The following is a 16,181-nucleotide window of genomic DNA, read 5'->3' as shown; positions in this document are numbered from 1 at the left end:
GCCGACGCGGGCAGCCGCAGACCATCGATGCGTCGACCGCATCGATCAGGCACGACGCATGCAACGAAGGCGACGACGGTACGCGGAACGGCGCGATCGCGGAACGCTTCGTCGACCGAGCGATGCCGTGGAGGCATTCATCGCATGGATCGGCCGGTTCGCACGCGCGCCCTGCGGTCTACGGCACCTCGGGGTCGTCGACGCGCACCCTGAGCACCGGAGGCCGGCGCACCGGCCTGCCCGCGACCGGCCTGCGACGCTCGGTCGCGACCCGGATCATCTCGGATCTGAGCTCCTTGGCGACCCGACCGCCCGAGCCGTAGTCGAACCGTACGAGCGCACGCTCGAGCCCGTCGTCGACCGGCACGGGCCCGAGCACGTCGACCCCGACGGCCGACTCGGCCGCCGCGATCGCCGCGGCGACGAGGGCCGGGGCGGCGGTCACGCTCGCGACCCGGACGGCCGGCGGGAACCGCAGCGCCCGGCGCGAGGCGAGCTCGGACGTCGCCCAGTCGGCCTGACGCCAGGTCGTGAGCGCGGTCGCGAGCGCCCCTCCGACGCCGACCAGGAACACCGGGGAACCCGGGGCGACGAGTGCGGCCGCGTTCGACCACCAGCGCAGGCAGTCCTCGGCCACGCGCAGCGACTCGCGCAGCAGCATGCGCTCGCCGTCGAGCAGCAGCACTGCCCGGTATCCCCCGTCGGCGATCGGCTCGGCCCCCCTCGTCGCGACCACGAGCGCCGGCTCGGCACCGACGCGGAGCACCGGCCTCTCGCCGTCGGAGAGCACGACCCTCGTGTTCGGGAACGCCCGCCCCAGCTCATCGGCCGTGCGACTCGCGCCGATTGTGACCGCCCTCAGGCGGGTGCCCTCGCACGTCGGACAGGACCAGCCCGACGCCGCGGTGCCGCACAGCACGCACCGCGCCGCTCCCCCGGACCTCGGGATCGCGAGCGACCCACCGCACGCGGCGCACCGCGCCGGCTCGCGACAGCGGTCGCACGCGAGCAGCGGCGTGTTGCCCGGACGCGCGACCTGCACGAGCACCGGCCCGGACCGCACCGCCTCCTGCGCCTGCCGCCATGCTGCGGTCGGAATGCGTGCCGAAGCGGCGTCGGGCGCCTGCTGGTGCTCGGTCGCGATCACGCGCGGACGCGCCTGCCTGGCGACCGGGACCTCGTGGATCCAGCCGATCTCGACGAGTCGCGCGACCTCGACGCTGCGCGAGTGCGAGAGCATCAGGAGCGCAGCGCCCGACTGCTCCTGCCTGATGAGCGCGGCATCGCGCGGGTGCACGCCGGGCGACAGCGGCTCGTTCATGAGCGAGTCGCCGTCGTCCCACATCGCGATGAGGCCGAGCCGGCTCGCCGGCGCATAGACCGTCGAGCGGTTGCCGATGACGATGCGCGCAGCGTCGCCCGTCGCGTCGAGGAAGGAGCGGAAGCGGGCGCCACCGGCCTGCCTGGCGTCGGTGCGCAGCACACGTCGCTCGTCGACCGTCGCCGCAAGCGCCGCCTCGAGCTGCTCCTGGTCGCGGTAGTCGGGCACGACCAGCAGGCTCGATCGGTCGGCTGCGAGGGCGTGCGCAGCGGCCTGCGCCAGCATGAGCGCCCACGCGCCGACCCAGGCTCCCGTCGACAGCTGCACCGGCCGCGGATCGGCGGCCAGCGACATCCGCTCTCCTGCGGCGATGCCCGCCTCGACACGGCCGGGTGCTGCGCCGTGCACGGGAGCGGGAGCGACGGGAAGGTCACCCGGATCGGGTGCGGCCGCGCGCCAGGCGCGCTCGACGCGGACGTACCGCGACGGAACCGCGAGCCGCAGCACGTCGCTCGCATTGCCGGCCGCGCGATCGGCGGCCGCTCGCGCGAGCGCCCACACCTCGGGCACCAGCAGCGGCACCTCGGACACCACGTCGTCGAGGTCGCTCAAGCGGCCCTCGAACTCGCTCGTCTCGGCGAGCTCGACGAGCCAGCCGTTCGCGATGCGGCCCCCCGAGCGCAACGGCGCGCGCACGCGCACGCCCGGCCGAGCCTGCTCGCGCAGTCGCTCGGGCACCCGGTAGTCGAAGAGCTGGTCGAGCTGCGGCAGCGGAGAGTCGAGCAGCACCCTGGCGACGGAGCCGCCCGGCACGTCAGAGCCCGGCGATGGCGCGCAGGTCGTCGACGCGGTCGAGTCGCTCCCACGTGAAGTCGGGCAGTTCGCGACCGAAGTGCCCGTAGGCGGCCGTCTGCGCGTAGATGGGGCGCAGCAGGTCGAGGTCGCGGATGATCGCCGCAGGGCGCAGGTCGAACACCTCGCGGATCGCGCCGATGATGCGCTCTTCGGGAACGTGCGCCGTGCCGAAGGTCTCGACGTAGAGGCCCACCGGGGCCGCCTTGCCGATCGCGTAGGCGACCTGCACCTCGAGGCGGTCGGCGAGACCCGCCGCGACCGCGTTCTTCGCGACCCAGCGCATAGCGTACGCCGCGGAGCGGTCGACCTTCGAGGGGTCCTTACCGCTGAACGCGCCGCCACCGTGCCGACTGGCGCCGCCGTACGTGTCGATGATGATCTTGCGCCCGGTGAGGCCGGCGTCGCCCTGCGGACCGCCGATCTCGAAACGGCCGGTCGGATTGATCAGCACCGAGAGCTCGGGGCGCGCGAGCTCGACGGTGTCGAGGACGGGCGTGATGATGAGCTCTTCGACCTCGGCGCGCAGCTGCTCGGTCGAGACCTTCGGGGAGTGCTGGGTGGAGAGCACGACCGTCTCGATCGTGCGCGGGACCTGACCGTCGTAGCCGACCGTGACCTGGGTCTTGCCGTCGGGACGCAGGTAGTCGAGCTCTCCGGCCTTGCGCACCTCGGTCAGCCGCTCGGCGAGGCGGTGCGCGATCCAGATCGGAACGGGCATGAGCTGCGGGGTCTCGCGGGTCGCATAGCCGAACATGATGCCCTGGTCGCCTGCGCCCTGCTTGTCGAGCAGGTCTTCGCTCGAGTGCTCGCGCGACTCGAACGCATCGTCGACGCCCTGGGCGATGTCGGGCGACTGCCCGCCGATCGACACCGAGACGCCGCACGAACGCCCGTCGAACCACACGTCGGACGAGTTGTAGCCGATCGACGTGACCCGCTCGCGCACGATGGCGGGGATCTCGACGTACCCCGACGTCGTGACCTCGCCCGCGACGTGCACGAGTCCGGTCGTCACGAGCGTCTCGACGGCGACCCTGCTGTGCGGGTCGACGGCCAGGAGCGCGTCGAGGATCGAGTCCGAGACCTGGTCGCAGATCTTGTCGGGGTGACCCTCGGTGACCGACTCGGAGGTGAACAGTCGAAGCTGGCTCATGGTCGCGGTTCTACTTTCGTCGTGGGGCGAATGCGGCTCGGGCGTCGGCTCGGGGCCGGGGCGCTCAGCCGGACGGTGCCGGCTGTTCGCGTGCGACGCCCGGATCGGGTGCCGCCTGCTCGCGCAGGTGCTGCACCGCGACATCGAGGATCCCGTGCGCCACCGACATCTTGCTCCCGTCGGCGCGGGCGCGCACCCCATCGCGTCCGAGTATGACGACGCGGTTGTCGTCGCGGGCGAACCCCTCGGCCCATCCGACGCGGTTCACGACGAGCAGGTCTGCGCCCTTGGCCTCGAGCTTCGCGGCGCCGAGCGCGAGGAGACGTTCGTCGTCGGGCTCGGTCTCGGCCGCGAAGCCCACGAGCAGGGTGCCTTCGTGCGGCGCATGCCCCAGCCCGGCGAGGATGTCGGGATTGCGCACGAGCTCGAGGGTGAGCCCGTCGTCGCCCGGTTGCTTCTTGATCTTCGACTCGCTGACCTCGGCCGGCCGGTAGTCGGCGACGGCCGCCGCCATGACCACCAGGTCGGCACCGGCCGCGGCCTCGGTCACCGCTGCCTGCAGCTCGCGAGCGGTCGATACGGAGCGGATGTCGCACCCGCCGGGAGCGGCGACCTCGAGGTTCGCGGCGATCAGGGTGACCTGCGCGCCCCTGGCCCGCGCCGCCTCGGCGATCGCGACGCCCTGCTTGCCGCTCGAGCGGTTGCCGAGGAACCGCACCGGGTCGAGCGGCTCGCGCGTGCCGCCGGCGGTCACCACGACGCGACGGCCCGACAGGTCGTCGCGCGGCAGCCCGGCGGCGGCCGCGGCACGGGCCAGGGCGGCCGCGACGATGACGTCGGGCTCCTCCATGCGACCCGGGCCGCTGTCGGCTCCCGTGAGCTGGCCGACCGCCGGGCCGACGATCGTGACCCCGCGCTCGCGGAGCGTCGCGACGTTGGCCGCGGTGGCCTGGTTCAACCACATCTCGGTGTGCATCGCCGGTGCGATCACGATCGGCGCCTCGCTCGCGAGCACCGTGTTGCCGAGCAGGTCGTCGGCGAGGCCGGCCGCGAGCTTCGCGATCGAGTTCGCCGTGGCCGGCGCGATCACGATGAGGTCGGCGGCCTGGCCGATCGCCACGTGGCGCACCTCGGCCACCCCCTCGTAGAGGTCGGTGTGCACCGGGTTGCGTGAGATCGCCTCGAGCGTGGGCCGCCCCACGAAGCGGAGCGCACCCTCGGTCGGCACCACGTGCACGTCATGGCCGGCGAGCACGAGTGCCCGCACGACCCCGACGGCCTTGTACGCCGCGATGCCGCCGGTGATGCCGACGACGATGTTGAGCCGCGACATCCGTGCCGTGCTTACTCGCCGATCGGGCGGAGCACCAGCTTGTCTTCGTTGATCTCGTGCATCGCCACCGAGAGGGGCTTGTCGTCGATCGACGAGTCGACCAGCGGGCCGACGTTGTCGAACAGGCTGCCCTCGTGCAGGTCGGCGTAGTAGTCGTTGATCTGACGGGCGCGCTTGGACGCGAAGATCACGAGCTGGTACTTCGAGTCGACCTTCGACAGCAGGTCGTCGATGGGCGGGTCGATGATGCCGGACAGCTTCTCAGCCATGGAGATACTCCTTACGAAACGAACATGCGCACCTCGCGTGCGCCGGAAAACCGTGACCCGGGCAGCTCAACGCCGCCCTGAACGGGGCCTCATCAAGTCTACGACCTTTTGCGCGGCCTCGGGCACGTCGTGGTTGACGACCTGGTGATCGAACTCGTCGACGGCCGCGAGCTCGACCTTCGCGGTCTCGAGACGCCGCTGCTGCTCGGCCGGGGACTCGGTGCCGCGGCCCACGAGTCGGCGCACGAGCTCGTCCCACGAGGGCGGGAGCAGGAACACGAGCGTCGCCTCGGGCATGGCCCGTCGCACCGAGCGCGCGCCCTGGATGTCGATCTCGAGCAGCACGCTGTCGCCGGCGGCGATGGCCTGCTCGACCGGGCCGCGCGGCGTGCCGTAGCGGTACGCGTTGTGCACCGTGGCCCATTCGAGCAGCTCGCCGGCCTCGACCATGCGGTCGAACTCGGCGTCGTCGACGAAGAAGTAGCTCTCGCCCTCGACCTCGCCGGGACGCGGTGCGCGCGTCGTCGCCGAGACCGAGAGCCTGACGTCGGGGTGGTGACGGCGGATGTACGACGCGACCGTTCCCTTGCCGACGGCCGTCGGGCCGGCGAGCACCACGAGGCGATCGCCCGTGCCGCCGTGCGAGGCGACCCAGCCGGCGACGAACTCGCGGAGTCGGCGCCGCTGGAGGCGACCGAGGCCGCCCAACCGCTTCGCCGTCGAGATCTCGAGCTCCTCGAGGATCCTGGCGCACTTCGTCACGCCGATCGCCGGGATCGAGGTCAGGTACTCGGTGACGCGAAGCCGCCCCTCGGCGGACTCGGGCTCGGCGAACGCGACCCGCAGCACGTCGAGCGGGCTGCGCGAGCCGGAGGCGATCTCGGCCTTCACGCTCGCGCGGGCGCGGCGCGCCGCCACCGCGGCACGGGACGCCGCGACGCGATCGACCTCTGGAGGCGTCGACCTGGTGTTCGTCTCAGGCACCGGCGGCTCCGTACTCGTCCGCACGACGGGCGATCGCATCGGCCAGGCCGTCGGGCCCGGCGGAGAGCAGCGAGCGCGACTCGTTCGCGATGACGCCGCCGGCATAGCCGCCGAAGCGCAGGCGCAGGTCACCGGGCTCGGCACCCTGGTGCCCGAATCCGGGCGCCAGCACGGGCAGGCCGGGCCGGGGCGGCTCGACGTCGGTGGGGATACCGGCGGCGGACAGGTCGGTCGTCGCGCCGAACACGACGCCGACCGATCCGAATGCGTTCGCCGAGGCATCCGCTCGCCCGGCGTTCCAGCCGATGACGCCCTGCGTGATCGCGCCGGCGACGGTGTGCCCCGCGCGCGTCGACTGCTGGAGCACGGCGCGCTGGATCGCAGCGGCCTCGGGGTTCGAGGTCGCGGCGAGCACGAACAGTCCCTTGCCCGCAGCATCGGCGGCGATCATGACCTGCTCGATCGAGCCGAGCCCCTGGTAGGCGCTGATCGTCATCGCGTCGGCCTCGAGGCTCGAGCCCGGGCGCAGCCACGCCTCGCCGTAGGCATCGACCGTGCTGCCGATGTCGCCGCGCTTCACGTCGGCGATGACGAGCAGGCCCGCCTCACGCGCCTCGCCGAGCAGCCGCTCGAGCACCGCGTAGCCCGCGGCGCCGTGGCGCTCGAAGAACGCGATCTGCGGCTTCAGGATGCCGACGCGATCGGCGGCCGCCTCGATGACGCGCAGGCCGAACTCGCGCAGGCCCTCGGCCGAGTCGGGCTGGCCCCACCGGTCGAGCAGCGCCGCATGCGGGTCGAGCCCCACGCAGAGCCGCCCGTACGCCGCGAAGACCGCCGCGAGGCGCTCTCCGAACGGGATCGGTTCGCTCATGCCGTCGCCTCGCGTCGCGTCGCGTACTCCTGCAGGCTCGTCACCTCGAAGGCTTGACCGCCCTCGTCGATCGACGCAACGGCGGCCGAGAGCTCCGCGATCGTCGTGAACAGCGGCACGTCGGCCGAGACGGCCGCCGCGCGGATCTCGTAGCCGTCGGCGCGCGCCGAGCGACCGCTCGGCGTGTTGACGACCACGTCGACCTCGCCCCGGTGGATCAGCTCGACCACCGAGATCGCGTCGTCGTCGGACTTGTCGCTGTACTTCAGCACCTCGCGCGCGGCGATGCCGTTGCGGCGCAGCACCTCGGCCGTGCCTTCGGTCGCGGCGATCTCGAAGCCGAGCTGCTGGAGGCGCAGGATCGGCAGGACGATCGCACGCTTGTCGCGGTCGGAGACCGAGACGAACACCGTGCCGCCCGTCGGCATGCCGCCGTACGCGGCGAGCTGGCTCTTGGCGAAGGCCCGCGGGAAGTCGCGGTCGATGCCCATGACCTCACCGGTCGAGCGCATCTCGGGGCCGAGCACCGAGTCGACGATGAGGCCCTCCTTGGTGCGGAACCGGTGGAACGGCAGCACGGCCTCCTTGACCGCGACCGGCGCGTCGAGCGGCACGCGCGAGCCGTCGACCGCGGGGAGCATGCCCTCGGCGACGAGCTCGGCGACCGTTGCGCCCACCATGATGCGCGACGCGGCCTTGGCGAGCGGGATGCCGAGCGCCTTCGACACGAACGGCACCGTGCGGCTCGCGCGCGGGTTCGCCTCCAGCACGTAGAGCACGCCTGCGCCGATCGCGAACTGCACGTTGAGCAGGCCCTTCACCCCGATGCCCTCGGCGATCGAGCGGGTCGCCTCGCGCACGCGGTCGATCTCGGCACGGCCGAGCGTGACGGGCGGGAGCGTGCAGCTCGAGTCGCCGGAGTGGATGCCGGCTTCCTCGATGTGCTCCATGACGCCGCCGATGTAGAGGTCGGTCCCGTCGTAGAGCGCGTCGACGTCGATCTCGATCGCGTCGTCGAGGAAGCGGTCCACGAGCAGCGGGTGCGTGGGACCGACGATCCCCTGGCCCTCGATGCGCGCGAAGTAGTCGGCGAGCGACGGGGTGTCGTAGACGATCTCCATGCCGCGGCCGCCGAGCACGTAGCTCGGGCGCACGAGCACCGGGTAGCCGATCTCCTCGGCGACCTGCACGGCGCCGGCGAGCTCGGTCGCCGTGCCGTTGCGAGGCGCGAGCAGCCCTGCCGACTCGAGGATGCCGGCGAACAGGCCGCGCTCCTCGGCGAGGTCGATCGCGTCGGGGGTCGTGCCGAGGATCGGCACGCCGGCCGCCTCGAGGCCCTTCGCGAGGCCGAGGGCGGTCTGGCCGCCGAGCTGCACGACGACGCCCACGAGCTCGCCGGACTGCGACTCGGCGTGGATGACCTCGAGCACGTCCTCGAGCGTCAGCGGCTCGAAGTAGAGCCGGTCGCTCGTGTCGTAGTCGGTCGAGACCGTCTCGGGGTTGCAGTTGATCATGACGGTCTCGAAGCCGGCATCCGACAGCGCGAACGAGGCGTGCACGCACGAGTAGTCGAACTCGACGCCCTGGCCGATGCGGTTCGGGCCCGAGCCGAGGATGACGACCTTGCGGCGGTCGGACGGCTCGACCTCGGTCTCGAAGTCGTAGCTCGAGTAGTGGTAGGGCGTGAGGGCGGGGAACTCCCCCGCACACGTGTCGACGGTCTTGAAGACCGGGCGGATGCCGAGGATGTGCCGCACCTCGCGCGCGTCGGCCTCGCCGAAGCCGCGGAGCTGGCCGATCTGCGCGTCGGAGAACCCGTGGTCCTTCGCGAGCAGCAGCAGGTCGGTGTCGAGGTTCTCGGCGGCGGCGACCTCGGCGGCGACCTCGTTGATCAGCACGATCTGGTCGAGGAACCACGGGTCGATCTTCGTCGCCTCGAAGGCCTGCTCGATGGTCGCGCCCTTGCGGAGCGCCTGCTGCACGACGACGATCCGGCCGTCGGTCGGCACCTTCGCGATCTCGAGGAGCTCTTCGGCGGTGCGCGTCTCATCGCCCCAGTGGAACGAGGATCCGCGCTTCTCGAGCGAGCGGAGCGCCTTCTGCAGCGCGGTCGCGTAGTTGCGGCCGATGGCCATGGCCTCGCCGACCGACTTCATGGTGGTGGTGAGGGTCGGGTCGGCGGCCGGGAACTTCTCGAACGCGAACCGGGGCACCTTGACGACGACGTAGTCGAGCGTCGGCTCGAAACTCGCGGGGGTCACCTTCGTGATGTCGTTCGGGATCTCGTCGAGCCGGTACCCGATGGCGAGCTTCGCGGCGATCTTCGCGATCGGGAAGCCGGTGGCCTTCGAGGCGAGCGCCGACGAGCGGGAGACGCGCGGGTTCATCTCGATGACGATGATGCGGCCGTCGGTGGGGTCGATCGCGAACTGGATGTTGCAGCCGCCCGTGTCGACGCCGACCCGACGGATGATGTCGATGCCGATGTCGCGGAGGTTCTGGTACTCGCGGTCGGTGAGCGTCAGCGCGGGCGCGACGGTGATGGAGTCGCCCGTGTGCACGCCGACGGGGTCGACGTTCTCGATCGAGCAGACGACGACCGTGTTGTCGGCCGTGTCGCGCATGAGCTCGAGCTCGTACTCCTTCCAGCCGAGGATGGACTCCTCGAGGAGCACCTCGGTCGTCGGCGAGTCGTGCAGGCCCTGCGTGACGATGCGCACGAGGTCTTCCTCGGTGTACGCGAAGCCGGAGCCGAGGCCGCCCATGGTGAACGACGGGCGTACGACGAGCGGGTAGCCGAGGTCCTCGGCGAACGTCTTCGCCTCGTCGAGGGTCTTCGCCACGTGCGAGCGGGCGACGCCGGCGCCGGCCTCGATCACGAGGTCCTTGAAGAGCTGGCGGTCCTCGCCCTTGCGGATGGCGTCGACCTTCGCGCCGATGAGCTCGACGCCGTGCTTGGCGAGGATGCCGGCCTCTTCGAGGGCGATGGCCGCGTTGAGGGCGGTCTGGCCGCCGAGGGTCGGGAGCACCGCGTCGGGGCGCTCCTTGATGATGATCGACTCGATGATCTCGGGCGTGATCGGCTCGATGTACGTCGCGTCGGCGAAGTCGGGGTCGGTCATGATCGTGGCCGGATTCGGGTTCACGAGGATGACGCGGACCCCCTCGGAGCGGAGCACCCGGCACGCCTGGGTGCCCGAGTAGTCGAACTCGGCCGCCTGTCCGATGACGATCGGACCGGATCCGATGACGAGGACGCTGTTGATGTCGTCGCGCTTGGGCATCAGGCCTGGTTCTCCTTGCTCGCGATGACCATGTCGCGGAACCGGTCGAAGAGGTAGTTGGCGTCGCGCGGGCCGGCCGCGGACTCGGGGTGGTACTGCACCGAGAAGGCGGGGATGTCGAGGCAGTTGAGGCCCTCGACAACGTTGTCGTTGAGGTCGACGTGGCTGACCTCGACTCGGCCGAAGCCCTGGCTCGACTCGCTGACGCGGTCGATGGGGGCGTCGACGGCGAAGCCGTGGTTGTGCGCGGTGATCTCGACACGGCCGGTGGCCCGGTCGATCACGGGCTGGTTGATGCCACGGTGGCCGAAGGGCAGCTTGTAGGTGCCGTAGCCGAGCGCGCGCCCGAGCAGCTGGTTGCCGAAGCAGATGCCGAAGTAGGGCACGCCCGCACGGAGCGCGCTGCGGAGGATCTCGACATGGCGGTCGGATGCCGCGGGGTCGCCGGGTCCGTTCGAGAAGAACAGGGCGTCGGGCGACGTGGCGAGCACCTCCTCGGCGGTGACCGACTGCGGCAGCACGTGCACGTCGAATCCGCGCTCGGCGAGGAAGTTCAGCGTCGACGTCTTGACGCCGAGGTCGAGGACCGCGACCGTTCCGACGCGCTCGCCCGTGGCCGGCAGCCGGTACGGCTCGCTCGTCGAGACGGAGCCCGAGAGGTTCTGGCCGCTCATCTCGGCCGCGCCCTGAACGAGTTCGAGCTGCTCGCCGTGCGTGAGCGAGAACGCGTCGCCCGAGAACACGCCTGAGCGCATCGCGCCGGCCGAACGCAGGTGACGGGTCAGCGCACGCGTGTCGATGCCGCTGATGCCGACGACGCCCGCCGAGGCGAGGTCGTCGTCGAGGCTCCGCTGCGAGCGGAAGTTCGAGACCACGCGGGAGGGGTCGCGCACGATGAAGCCGGCGACCCAGATGCGGGCGGATTCCATGTCCTCGTCGTTCATGCCCGTGTTGCCGATGTGCGGCGCGGTCATCATGACGATCTGGCCCGCGTACGACGGGTCGGTCAGGGTCTCCTGGTAGCCGGTCATGCCGGTCGCGAAGACCGCTTCGCCGAGGGTGCGTCCGCGGGCGCCGTAGGCACGGCCCTCGTAGCGGGTGCCGTCCTCGAGCACGAGCACCGCGGGCTCGTGCAGGCGTGTGGTGGTCTCAGTCATCCGAGGCCTCGCTCTCATGGTGGGGCTGCGTCACGGTGCGTGCTGCAGCGATGTCGTTGACGGCGGCGATGATGCGCGCCGAGTCGCCCGGGTGCCGGGCTCGGAGGTAGCTGTCGACGTAGGGCGCGACCTGGTCGGGCTCGCCGTCGTGGAGGTCGACGATCCAGCTGAGCGCGACGAGGCCCCCTGGCTCGACGCCCCGGTCGATCGCGTACGTCGCCTCGCCCGCGGAGACGAGACGGGCTGCGGGCACGAAGGAGGGCTGCTCCCCCGCGATGCGGAGCACGACGCCCTCGGGGAGGACCTCGATGCGCCCGGCGCCGCGAAATGCGAGTCCCTGCACGGCGAGCCGTTCGAGCGGCGAGCCGATCGGGGTGGTCGCGACGTAGAGCACCTCGACCTCGAGGATCGGTTCGCCTTCGAGCCGCGGCAGCGGATACGCCGAGAGCGTCGCATCGCGCCGCTCGCGCTTGCGCCACGCCCGGTAGGCGAGCCAGAGCAGGCCGCCCACCACGACGAGCGCGACGAGGGCGCCGATCCACTTATCCACGGGCACCTCCGACGGCGGCGGCGCGACGCGCGACCTCGTCGGCCGGCTGCACGACGCCGTCGAGCAGCGTGGCGTAGCCCGCGTGGAACGTCGCGACGACGCGGCCGGGCAGCGTACGGCCGAGGTACGGCGAGTTGATGCTGCGCCCGGCCAGCCGGTCGAGCGCGAACTCGGATGCCGCGGACGGGTCGTACAGCGTCAGCTCGGGCGCCGCGCCGGCCTCGACGGCCTCGCCCTGGCCGCGCAGGCGGCCGATTCGCGCAGGCGCCTGCGAGAGCACGCGTGCGACGTCGGACCAGTCGAGCAGCCCGTTCTCGACGACCGAGGCGTGCACGACCGACAGGGCGGACTCGAGCCCGACCATGCCGTTCGCCGCGGCATCCCATTCGCTCTGCTTGGCCTCGATGGGGTGCGGGGCGTGGTCGGTGGCGACGATGTCGATCGTGCCGTCGGCGAGGGCTGCGCGCAGCGCCTCGACGTCTTCGGCACGACGCAGCGGCGGGTTCACCTTGTACCGGGGGTCGTAGCTCGAGACCAGGTCTTCGGTGAGCAGCAGGTGGTGCGGCGTGACCTCGGCCGTCACGTCGATGCCGCGGGCCTTCGCCCAGCGGATGACCTCGACCGACCCGGCCGTCGACACGTGGCACACGTGCAGCCGACTGCCGACGTGCTCGGCCAGCAGCACGTCGCGCGCGATGATCGACTCCTCGGCGACCGCGGGCCACCCGGCGAGTCCGAGTTCGCCCGAGAGCGCACCCTCGTTCATCTGGGCGCCCTGCGTGAGGCGCGGCTCCTGCGCGTGCTGCGCGACGACGCCGTCGAAGGCCTTCACGTACTCGAGGGCACGGCGCATGAGCAGCGGGTCGAACACGCAGAAGCCGTCGTCGCTGAACACGCGCACGTTCGCCCGGGAGCGGGCCATCGCACCGAGCTCGGCGAGCTGCTCGCCCTTGAGCCCGACCGTGACGGCGCCGATCGGCTGCACCGTGGCGTAGCCCGCGGCGCGGCCGAGGCTGAGCTCCTGCTCGACGACGCCTGCCGTGTCGGCGACGGGCGAGGTGTTGGCCATCGCGAAGACCGCGGTGAAGCCTCCGGCCGCTGCCGCCTGCGTGCCGGTGAGCACGGTCTCGCTCTGCTCGTAGCCCGGCTCGCGGAGGTGCGTGTGCAGGTCGACGAGACCGGGGAGTGCGATGAGGCCGTCGGCGTCGACGACCGTCGCGCCCGCGGCATCCGCGATGCGACCGACCTCGGCGATGATGCCGCCCTCGAGGCGGATGTCGGCGCGCTCGCCCGTGGGGAGGGTCGCGCCCGTGATGAGGAACGACTCGGTCATCGGACGTCACCCCGCTCGCCCGACAGCAGCAGGTAGAGGGCGGCCATTCTCACTGATACTCCGTTCGCGACCTGTTCCCTGACCGTGGACTGCGCTGAGTCCGCCGCGAGGGCGGAGATCTCCAGCCCTCGGTTCATCGGTCCGGGATGCATGACCATCGTAGTCGTGGGCAACTGGGAGAACCTGGCATCGTCGAGACCCCAGGTCCGGGCGTATTCGCGGCTGTTCGGGAAGAACGAGCCGTGCATGCGCTCCGCCTGGATGCGGAGCATCATCACCACGTCGGGCTTCGTCGCCAGCGCCTCGTCGAGGTCGAAGGCGACGGATGCCGGCCAGCCGGCCATGTCGACGGGCACGAGGGTGGGCGGCGCGACGAGGGTCACCTCGGCGCCGAGCGTCGCGAGAAGCCAGACGTTGGAGCGTGCGACGCGGGAGTGCAGGATGTCGCCCACGATCACGACGCGCACGCCGTCGAGGCCCCTGCCGCGACTGGCGGCGCCGTGCAGGCGGCTGCGCATGGTGAAGGCGTCGAGCAGCGCCTGCGTCGGGTGCTCGTGCGTGCCGTCGCCAGCGTTCACGACGCCGGCGTCGATCCAGCCGCTCGTGGCGAGCGTGTACGGCGCACCCGAGGCGTGGTGGCGGATCACGACGCCGTCGGCGCCCATGGCCTGCAGGGTCTGGGCGGTGTCCTTGAGGCTCTCGCCCTTCGACACGCTCGAGCCCTTGGCGCTGAAGTTGATGACGTCGGCCGAGAGGCGCTTCGCGGCGGCCTCGAACGAGATGCGCGTGCGCGTCGAGTCCTCGAAGAAGAGGTTCACGACGGTCTTGCCGCGCAGGGTCGGCAGCTTCTTCACCTCGCGGTGCTGCACGGCCGCCATGTCCTCGGCGATGTCGAGCAGCGCGATGGCGTCGTCGCGGGCGAGTTCGCGGGTGCTGAGCAGGTGCCTCATTCGTCGCCTCCCTCGATCGTGACGTGGTCCTCGCCGCCGTCGACCTCGGCGAGGCGCACGTTGATGCGCTCGCTGGCCGCGCTCGGCAGGTTCTTGCCGACGAAGTCGGCCCGGATCGGGAACTCGCGGTGCCCGCGGTCGACCAGCACGGCCAATCGCACGGCCCGGGCGCGTCCGAGATCGCTGAGCGCGTCGAACGCGGAGCGGATGGTGCGGCCCGAGTAGAGCACGTCGTCGACGAGCACGACCGTCCTGCCGTCGATGCCGCCGGGCGGCAGCTCGGTGGGAGCGGGCATGCGGACGCCGCGGCGCGAGAGGTCGTCGCGGTACATGGTCACGTCGAGCGACCCGGCGAGCTGCACCGGAGCGGTGGGCTCGATGCGCTGGATGGTCTCGGCGATGCGCTTGGCCAGAACGGTGCCGCGCGTCGGAATGCCGAGGATCACGAGCTCTTCGGCGCCGCGATTGGACTCGAGGATCTCATGAGCGATGCGGGTCAACGCCCGCGATATGTCAGCGTGATTGAGCACTGTGCGCGCCATCAGACCGACTCCCTTCTCCGCCTCACGGGACGGCCTTAAAGGTTGCCAACTCCCCCAGCCTATCAGCCGCTGATCAGGCTCGACACGAGGTGGGCGCCTCCGGCGCGTACCATCGTCCGGTGCACGATTCCGCTCCGCCCGCCCCCGCCGATGCGGACCACTCGATCGACCCGACGGCCGGTCCACGTCGCAGGTTCGTCGACCTCGCGCCGCTGAAGGCCTCACCCGCCTTCGCACGCCTGTGGATCGGCGGCATCATCTCGGGCATCGGTGCACAGCTGACGGTGCTCGCGGTCGGCCTGCAGGTGTACGAGATCACGCGGTCGACGCTCGCGGTGGGACTCGTCGGCGGCATCGCCCTCGTGCCGATGATCATCGCCGGACTCTGGGGCGGGGTGCTCGCCGACGTCTTCGACCGCCGACGCGTGCTCATCACGAGCGCCACCGTGACCTGGGTCGCGACCGCGGGCCTCCTCGCGCTCTCGGCGGCGGATGTCGCGGTGCGGGCGTCCGGCGGGCGGGTCGAGGTCTGGCCGTTCTACGCGTTCACGACCGTCATCACGGTCGCCGGCACCGTGTCGGGGGCCGCCCACATGGCCGTGACGCCGCGGATCCTGCCGCCCGGGCTGGTGTCCCGCGCCGCCGCGCTCTCGGGGATCGGCGCGGGCGTCCAACTCACGGTCGGACCCGCACTGGGCGGCGTGCTCGTCGCGACGGTCGGATTCCCGATCACCTTCGGCATCGACCTGGTGCTGTTCGCGTTCGGGTTCCTCGGCATCTTCATGCTGCCGCGCATCGCCCCCGAGGGCGAACCGCGACGCGCGTCGCTCCGCACCCTCGTCGATGGACTCGCATTCCTGAAGCAGGCTCCGAACATCCGCGCCGGGTTCGTGATCGACCTCATCGCGATGACGTTCGGGCGACCGTACGCGCTGCTCCCCGCGGTCGGCGCGGTCGCGATCGGCGGCGGCCCGGTGACCGTCGGCATCCTGACGGCCGCGTTCGCGGTGGGCACGTTCATGACGAGCCTCCTGAGCGGCCCGGTCGCGCACGTGCACCGGTACGGCGTGGCGATCGGCCGGTCGGTGATGGTCTACGGCGCGTGCATCGCCGGATTCGGGGCGGTCGTGGCCGTCGCACTCCTCCAGGGCGGCGCCGGGCCGGCCTTCGAGGACGTGAACGCGGTCGCGCTCGTCGCGGCCGCGGTGCTGCTGGCCGGCGCCGGCGCATCCGACGAGGTGAGTGCGATCTTCCGCAGCACGATGCTCATGACCGCCGTGCCCGACGAGATGCTCGGCCGCATGCAGGGCGTGTTCGTCGTGGTGGTCGCGGGCGGCCCCCGCCTCGGCGACCTCTGGGTCGGCGTGCTCGCGACCTCGCTCGCCCTCTGGTTCCCGCCGCTCGCAGGCGGACTGCTCATCGTCGCGCTCGTCGCGGTCCTGGTCCGGTTGCAGCCGGGCTTCCGCGGCTACGACGCCTCCGATCCGCGCCCCTGAGCGCGACGTCGACGGCCGGTCCGGCACCCGTTCAGCGCACGGGATCGGCCCCCGCGAGGCGAGGGCCGATCCGAGGTGGGCGG

General features: G+C 71.7%; 13 protein-coding genes. 1 reads left to right on the top strand and 12 read right to left on the bottom strand.

Annotation, left to right across the window (positions count from 1 at the left end):
- Positions 1 to 178 precede the first annotated feature (178 nt).
- From BM342_RS10605 to pyrR, 12 genes are all read right to left on the bottom strand, one after another.
- A complete protein-coding gene (locus tag BM342_RS10605; RefSeq protein ID WP_092965510.1) occupies positions 179 to 2,134 on the bottom strand; it encodes a primosomal protein N' family DNA-binding protein in 1,956 nt (651 codons plus the stop codon).
- Position 2,135: 1 nt separating this feature from the next.
- Positions 2,136 to 3,329 carry a methionine adenosyltransferase gene (gene metK / locus BM342_RS10600; protein ID WP_092965508.1) on the bottom strand — a complete coding sequence of 398 codons (1,194 nt, stop codon included), beginning with the start codon at positions 3,327 to 3,329 and terminating at the stop codon, positions 2,136 to 2,138.
- 64 nt (positions 3,330 to 3,393) lie between these two features.
- Positions 3,394 to 4,662, bottom strand: a complete 1,269-nt coding sequence (gene coaBC / locus BM342_RS10595; protein WP_092965506.1) for a bifunctional phosphopantothenoylcysteine decarboxylase/phosphopantothenate--cysteine ligase CoaBC — start codon at positions 4,660 to 4,662, stop codon at positions 3,394 to 3,396.
- A gap of 11 nt (positions 4,663 to 4,673) precedes the next feature.
- Complete coding sequence (rpoZ, locus tag BM342_RS10590) at positions 4,674 to 4,931, bottom strand: DNA-directed RNA polymerase subunit omega (RefSeq protein ID WP_092965504.1); 258 nt, start codon at positions 4,929 to 4,931, stop codon at positions 4,674 to 4,676.
- A gap of 66 nt (positions 4,932 to 4,997) precedes the next feature.
- Entirely contained in the window at positions 4,998 to 5,915 is a 918-nt protein-coding gene (gene gmk / locus BM342_RS10585) for a guanylate kinase (RefSeq protein WP_255368667.1), read from the bottom strand.
- Positions 5,908 to 6,786 (bottom strand): orotidine-5'-phosphate decarboxylase, encoded by an 879-nt coding sequence (gene pyrF, locus BM342_RS10580; protein ID WP_092965500.1) that lies wholly within the window; start codon positions 6,784 to 6,786, stop codon positions 5,908 to 5,910. Before pyrF ends, gmk begins: the two co-directional genes overlap by 8 nt.
- Complete coding sequence (carB, locus tag BM342_RS10575) at positions 6,783 to 10,070, bottom strand: carbamoyl-phosphate synthase large subunit (protein WP_092965498.1); 3,288 nt, start codon at positions 10,068 to 10,070, stop codon at positions 6,783 to 6,785. The genes pyrF and carB overlap by 4 nt, the downstream gene beginning before the upstream one ends.
- The gene (carA, locus tag BM342_RS10570) at positions 10,070 to 11,227 is read right to left on the bottom strand and encodes a glutamine-hydrolyzing carbamoyl-phosphate synthase small subunit (RefSeq protein WP_177232135.1); all 1,158 of its coding nucleotides are present in this window, start codon (positions 11,225 to 11,227) and stop codon (positions 10,070 to 10,072) included. Before carA ends, carB begins: the two co-directional genes overlap by 1 nt.
- Positions 11,220 to 11,777 (bottom strand): PH-like domain-containing protein, encoded by a 558-nt coding sequence (locus BM342_RS10565; RefSeq protein WP_092965494.1) that lies wholly within the window; start codon positions 11,775 to 11,777, stop codon positions 11,220 to 11,222. The genes carA and BM342_RS10565 overlap by 8 nt, the downstream gene beginning before the upstream one ends.
- The gene (locus tag BM342_RS10560) at positions 11,770 to 13,110 is read right to left on the bottom strand and encodes a dihydroorotase (protein WP_092965492.1); all 1,341 of its coding nucleotides are present in this window, start codon (positions 13,108 to 13,110) and stop codon (positions 11,770 to 11,772) included. The genes BM342_RS10565 and BM342_RS10560 overlap by 8 nt, the downstream gene beginning before the upstream one ends.
- A complete protein-coding gene (locus BM342_RS10555) occupies positions 13,107 to 14,060 on the bottom strand; it encodes an aspartate carbamoyltransferase catalytic subunit (RefSeq protein WP_092965490.1) in 954 nt (317 codons plus the stop codon). Before BM342_RS10555 ends, BM342_RS10560 begins: the two co-directional genes overlap by 4 nt.
- Positions 14,057 to 14,605 carry a bifunctional pyr operon transcriptional regulator/uracil phosphoribosyltransferase PyrR gene (gene pyrR, locus BM342_RS10550; protein WP_092966801.1) on the bottom strand — a complete coding sequence of 183 codons (549 nt, stop codon included), beginning with the start codon at positions 14,603 to 14,605 and terminating at the stop codon, positions 14,057 to 14,059. The genes BM342_RS10555 and pyrR overlap by 4 nt, the downstream gene beginning before the upstream one ends.
- Before the next feature lie 116 nt (positions 14,606 to 14,721).
- On the opposite strand from pyrR, the gene BM342_RS10545 reads away from it, so the two are divergent.
- The gene (locus tag BM342_RS10545; protein WP_255368666.1) at positions 14,722 to 16,098 is read left to right on the top strand and encodes an MFS transporter; all 1,377 of its coding nucleotides are present in this window, start codon (positions 14,722 to 14,724) and stop codon (positions 16,096 to 16,098) included.
- Positions 16,099 to 16,181: the final 83 nt, after the last annotated feature.

Origin of the sequence: Agromyces sp. CF514 (genome assembly GCF_900113185.1) — a bacterium.
In the GTDB taxonomy this organism is placed as follows: domain Bacteria; phylum Actinomycetota; class Actinomycetes; order Actinomycetales; family Microbacteriaceae; genus Agromyces.
Note: the sequence above shows the minus strand (reverse complement) of the source record. Positions and strands in the feature narration are given on the sequence as shown.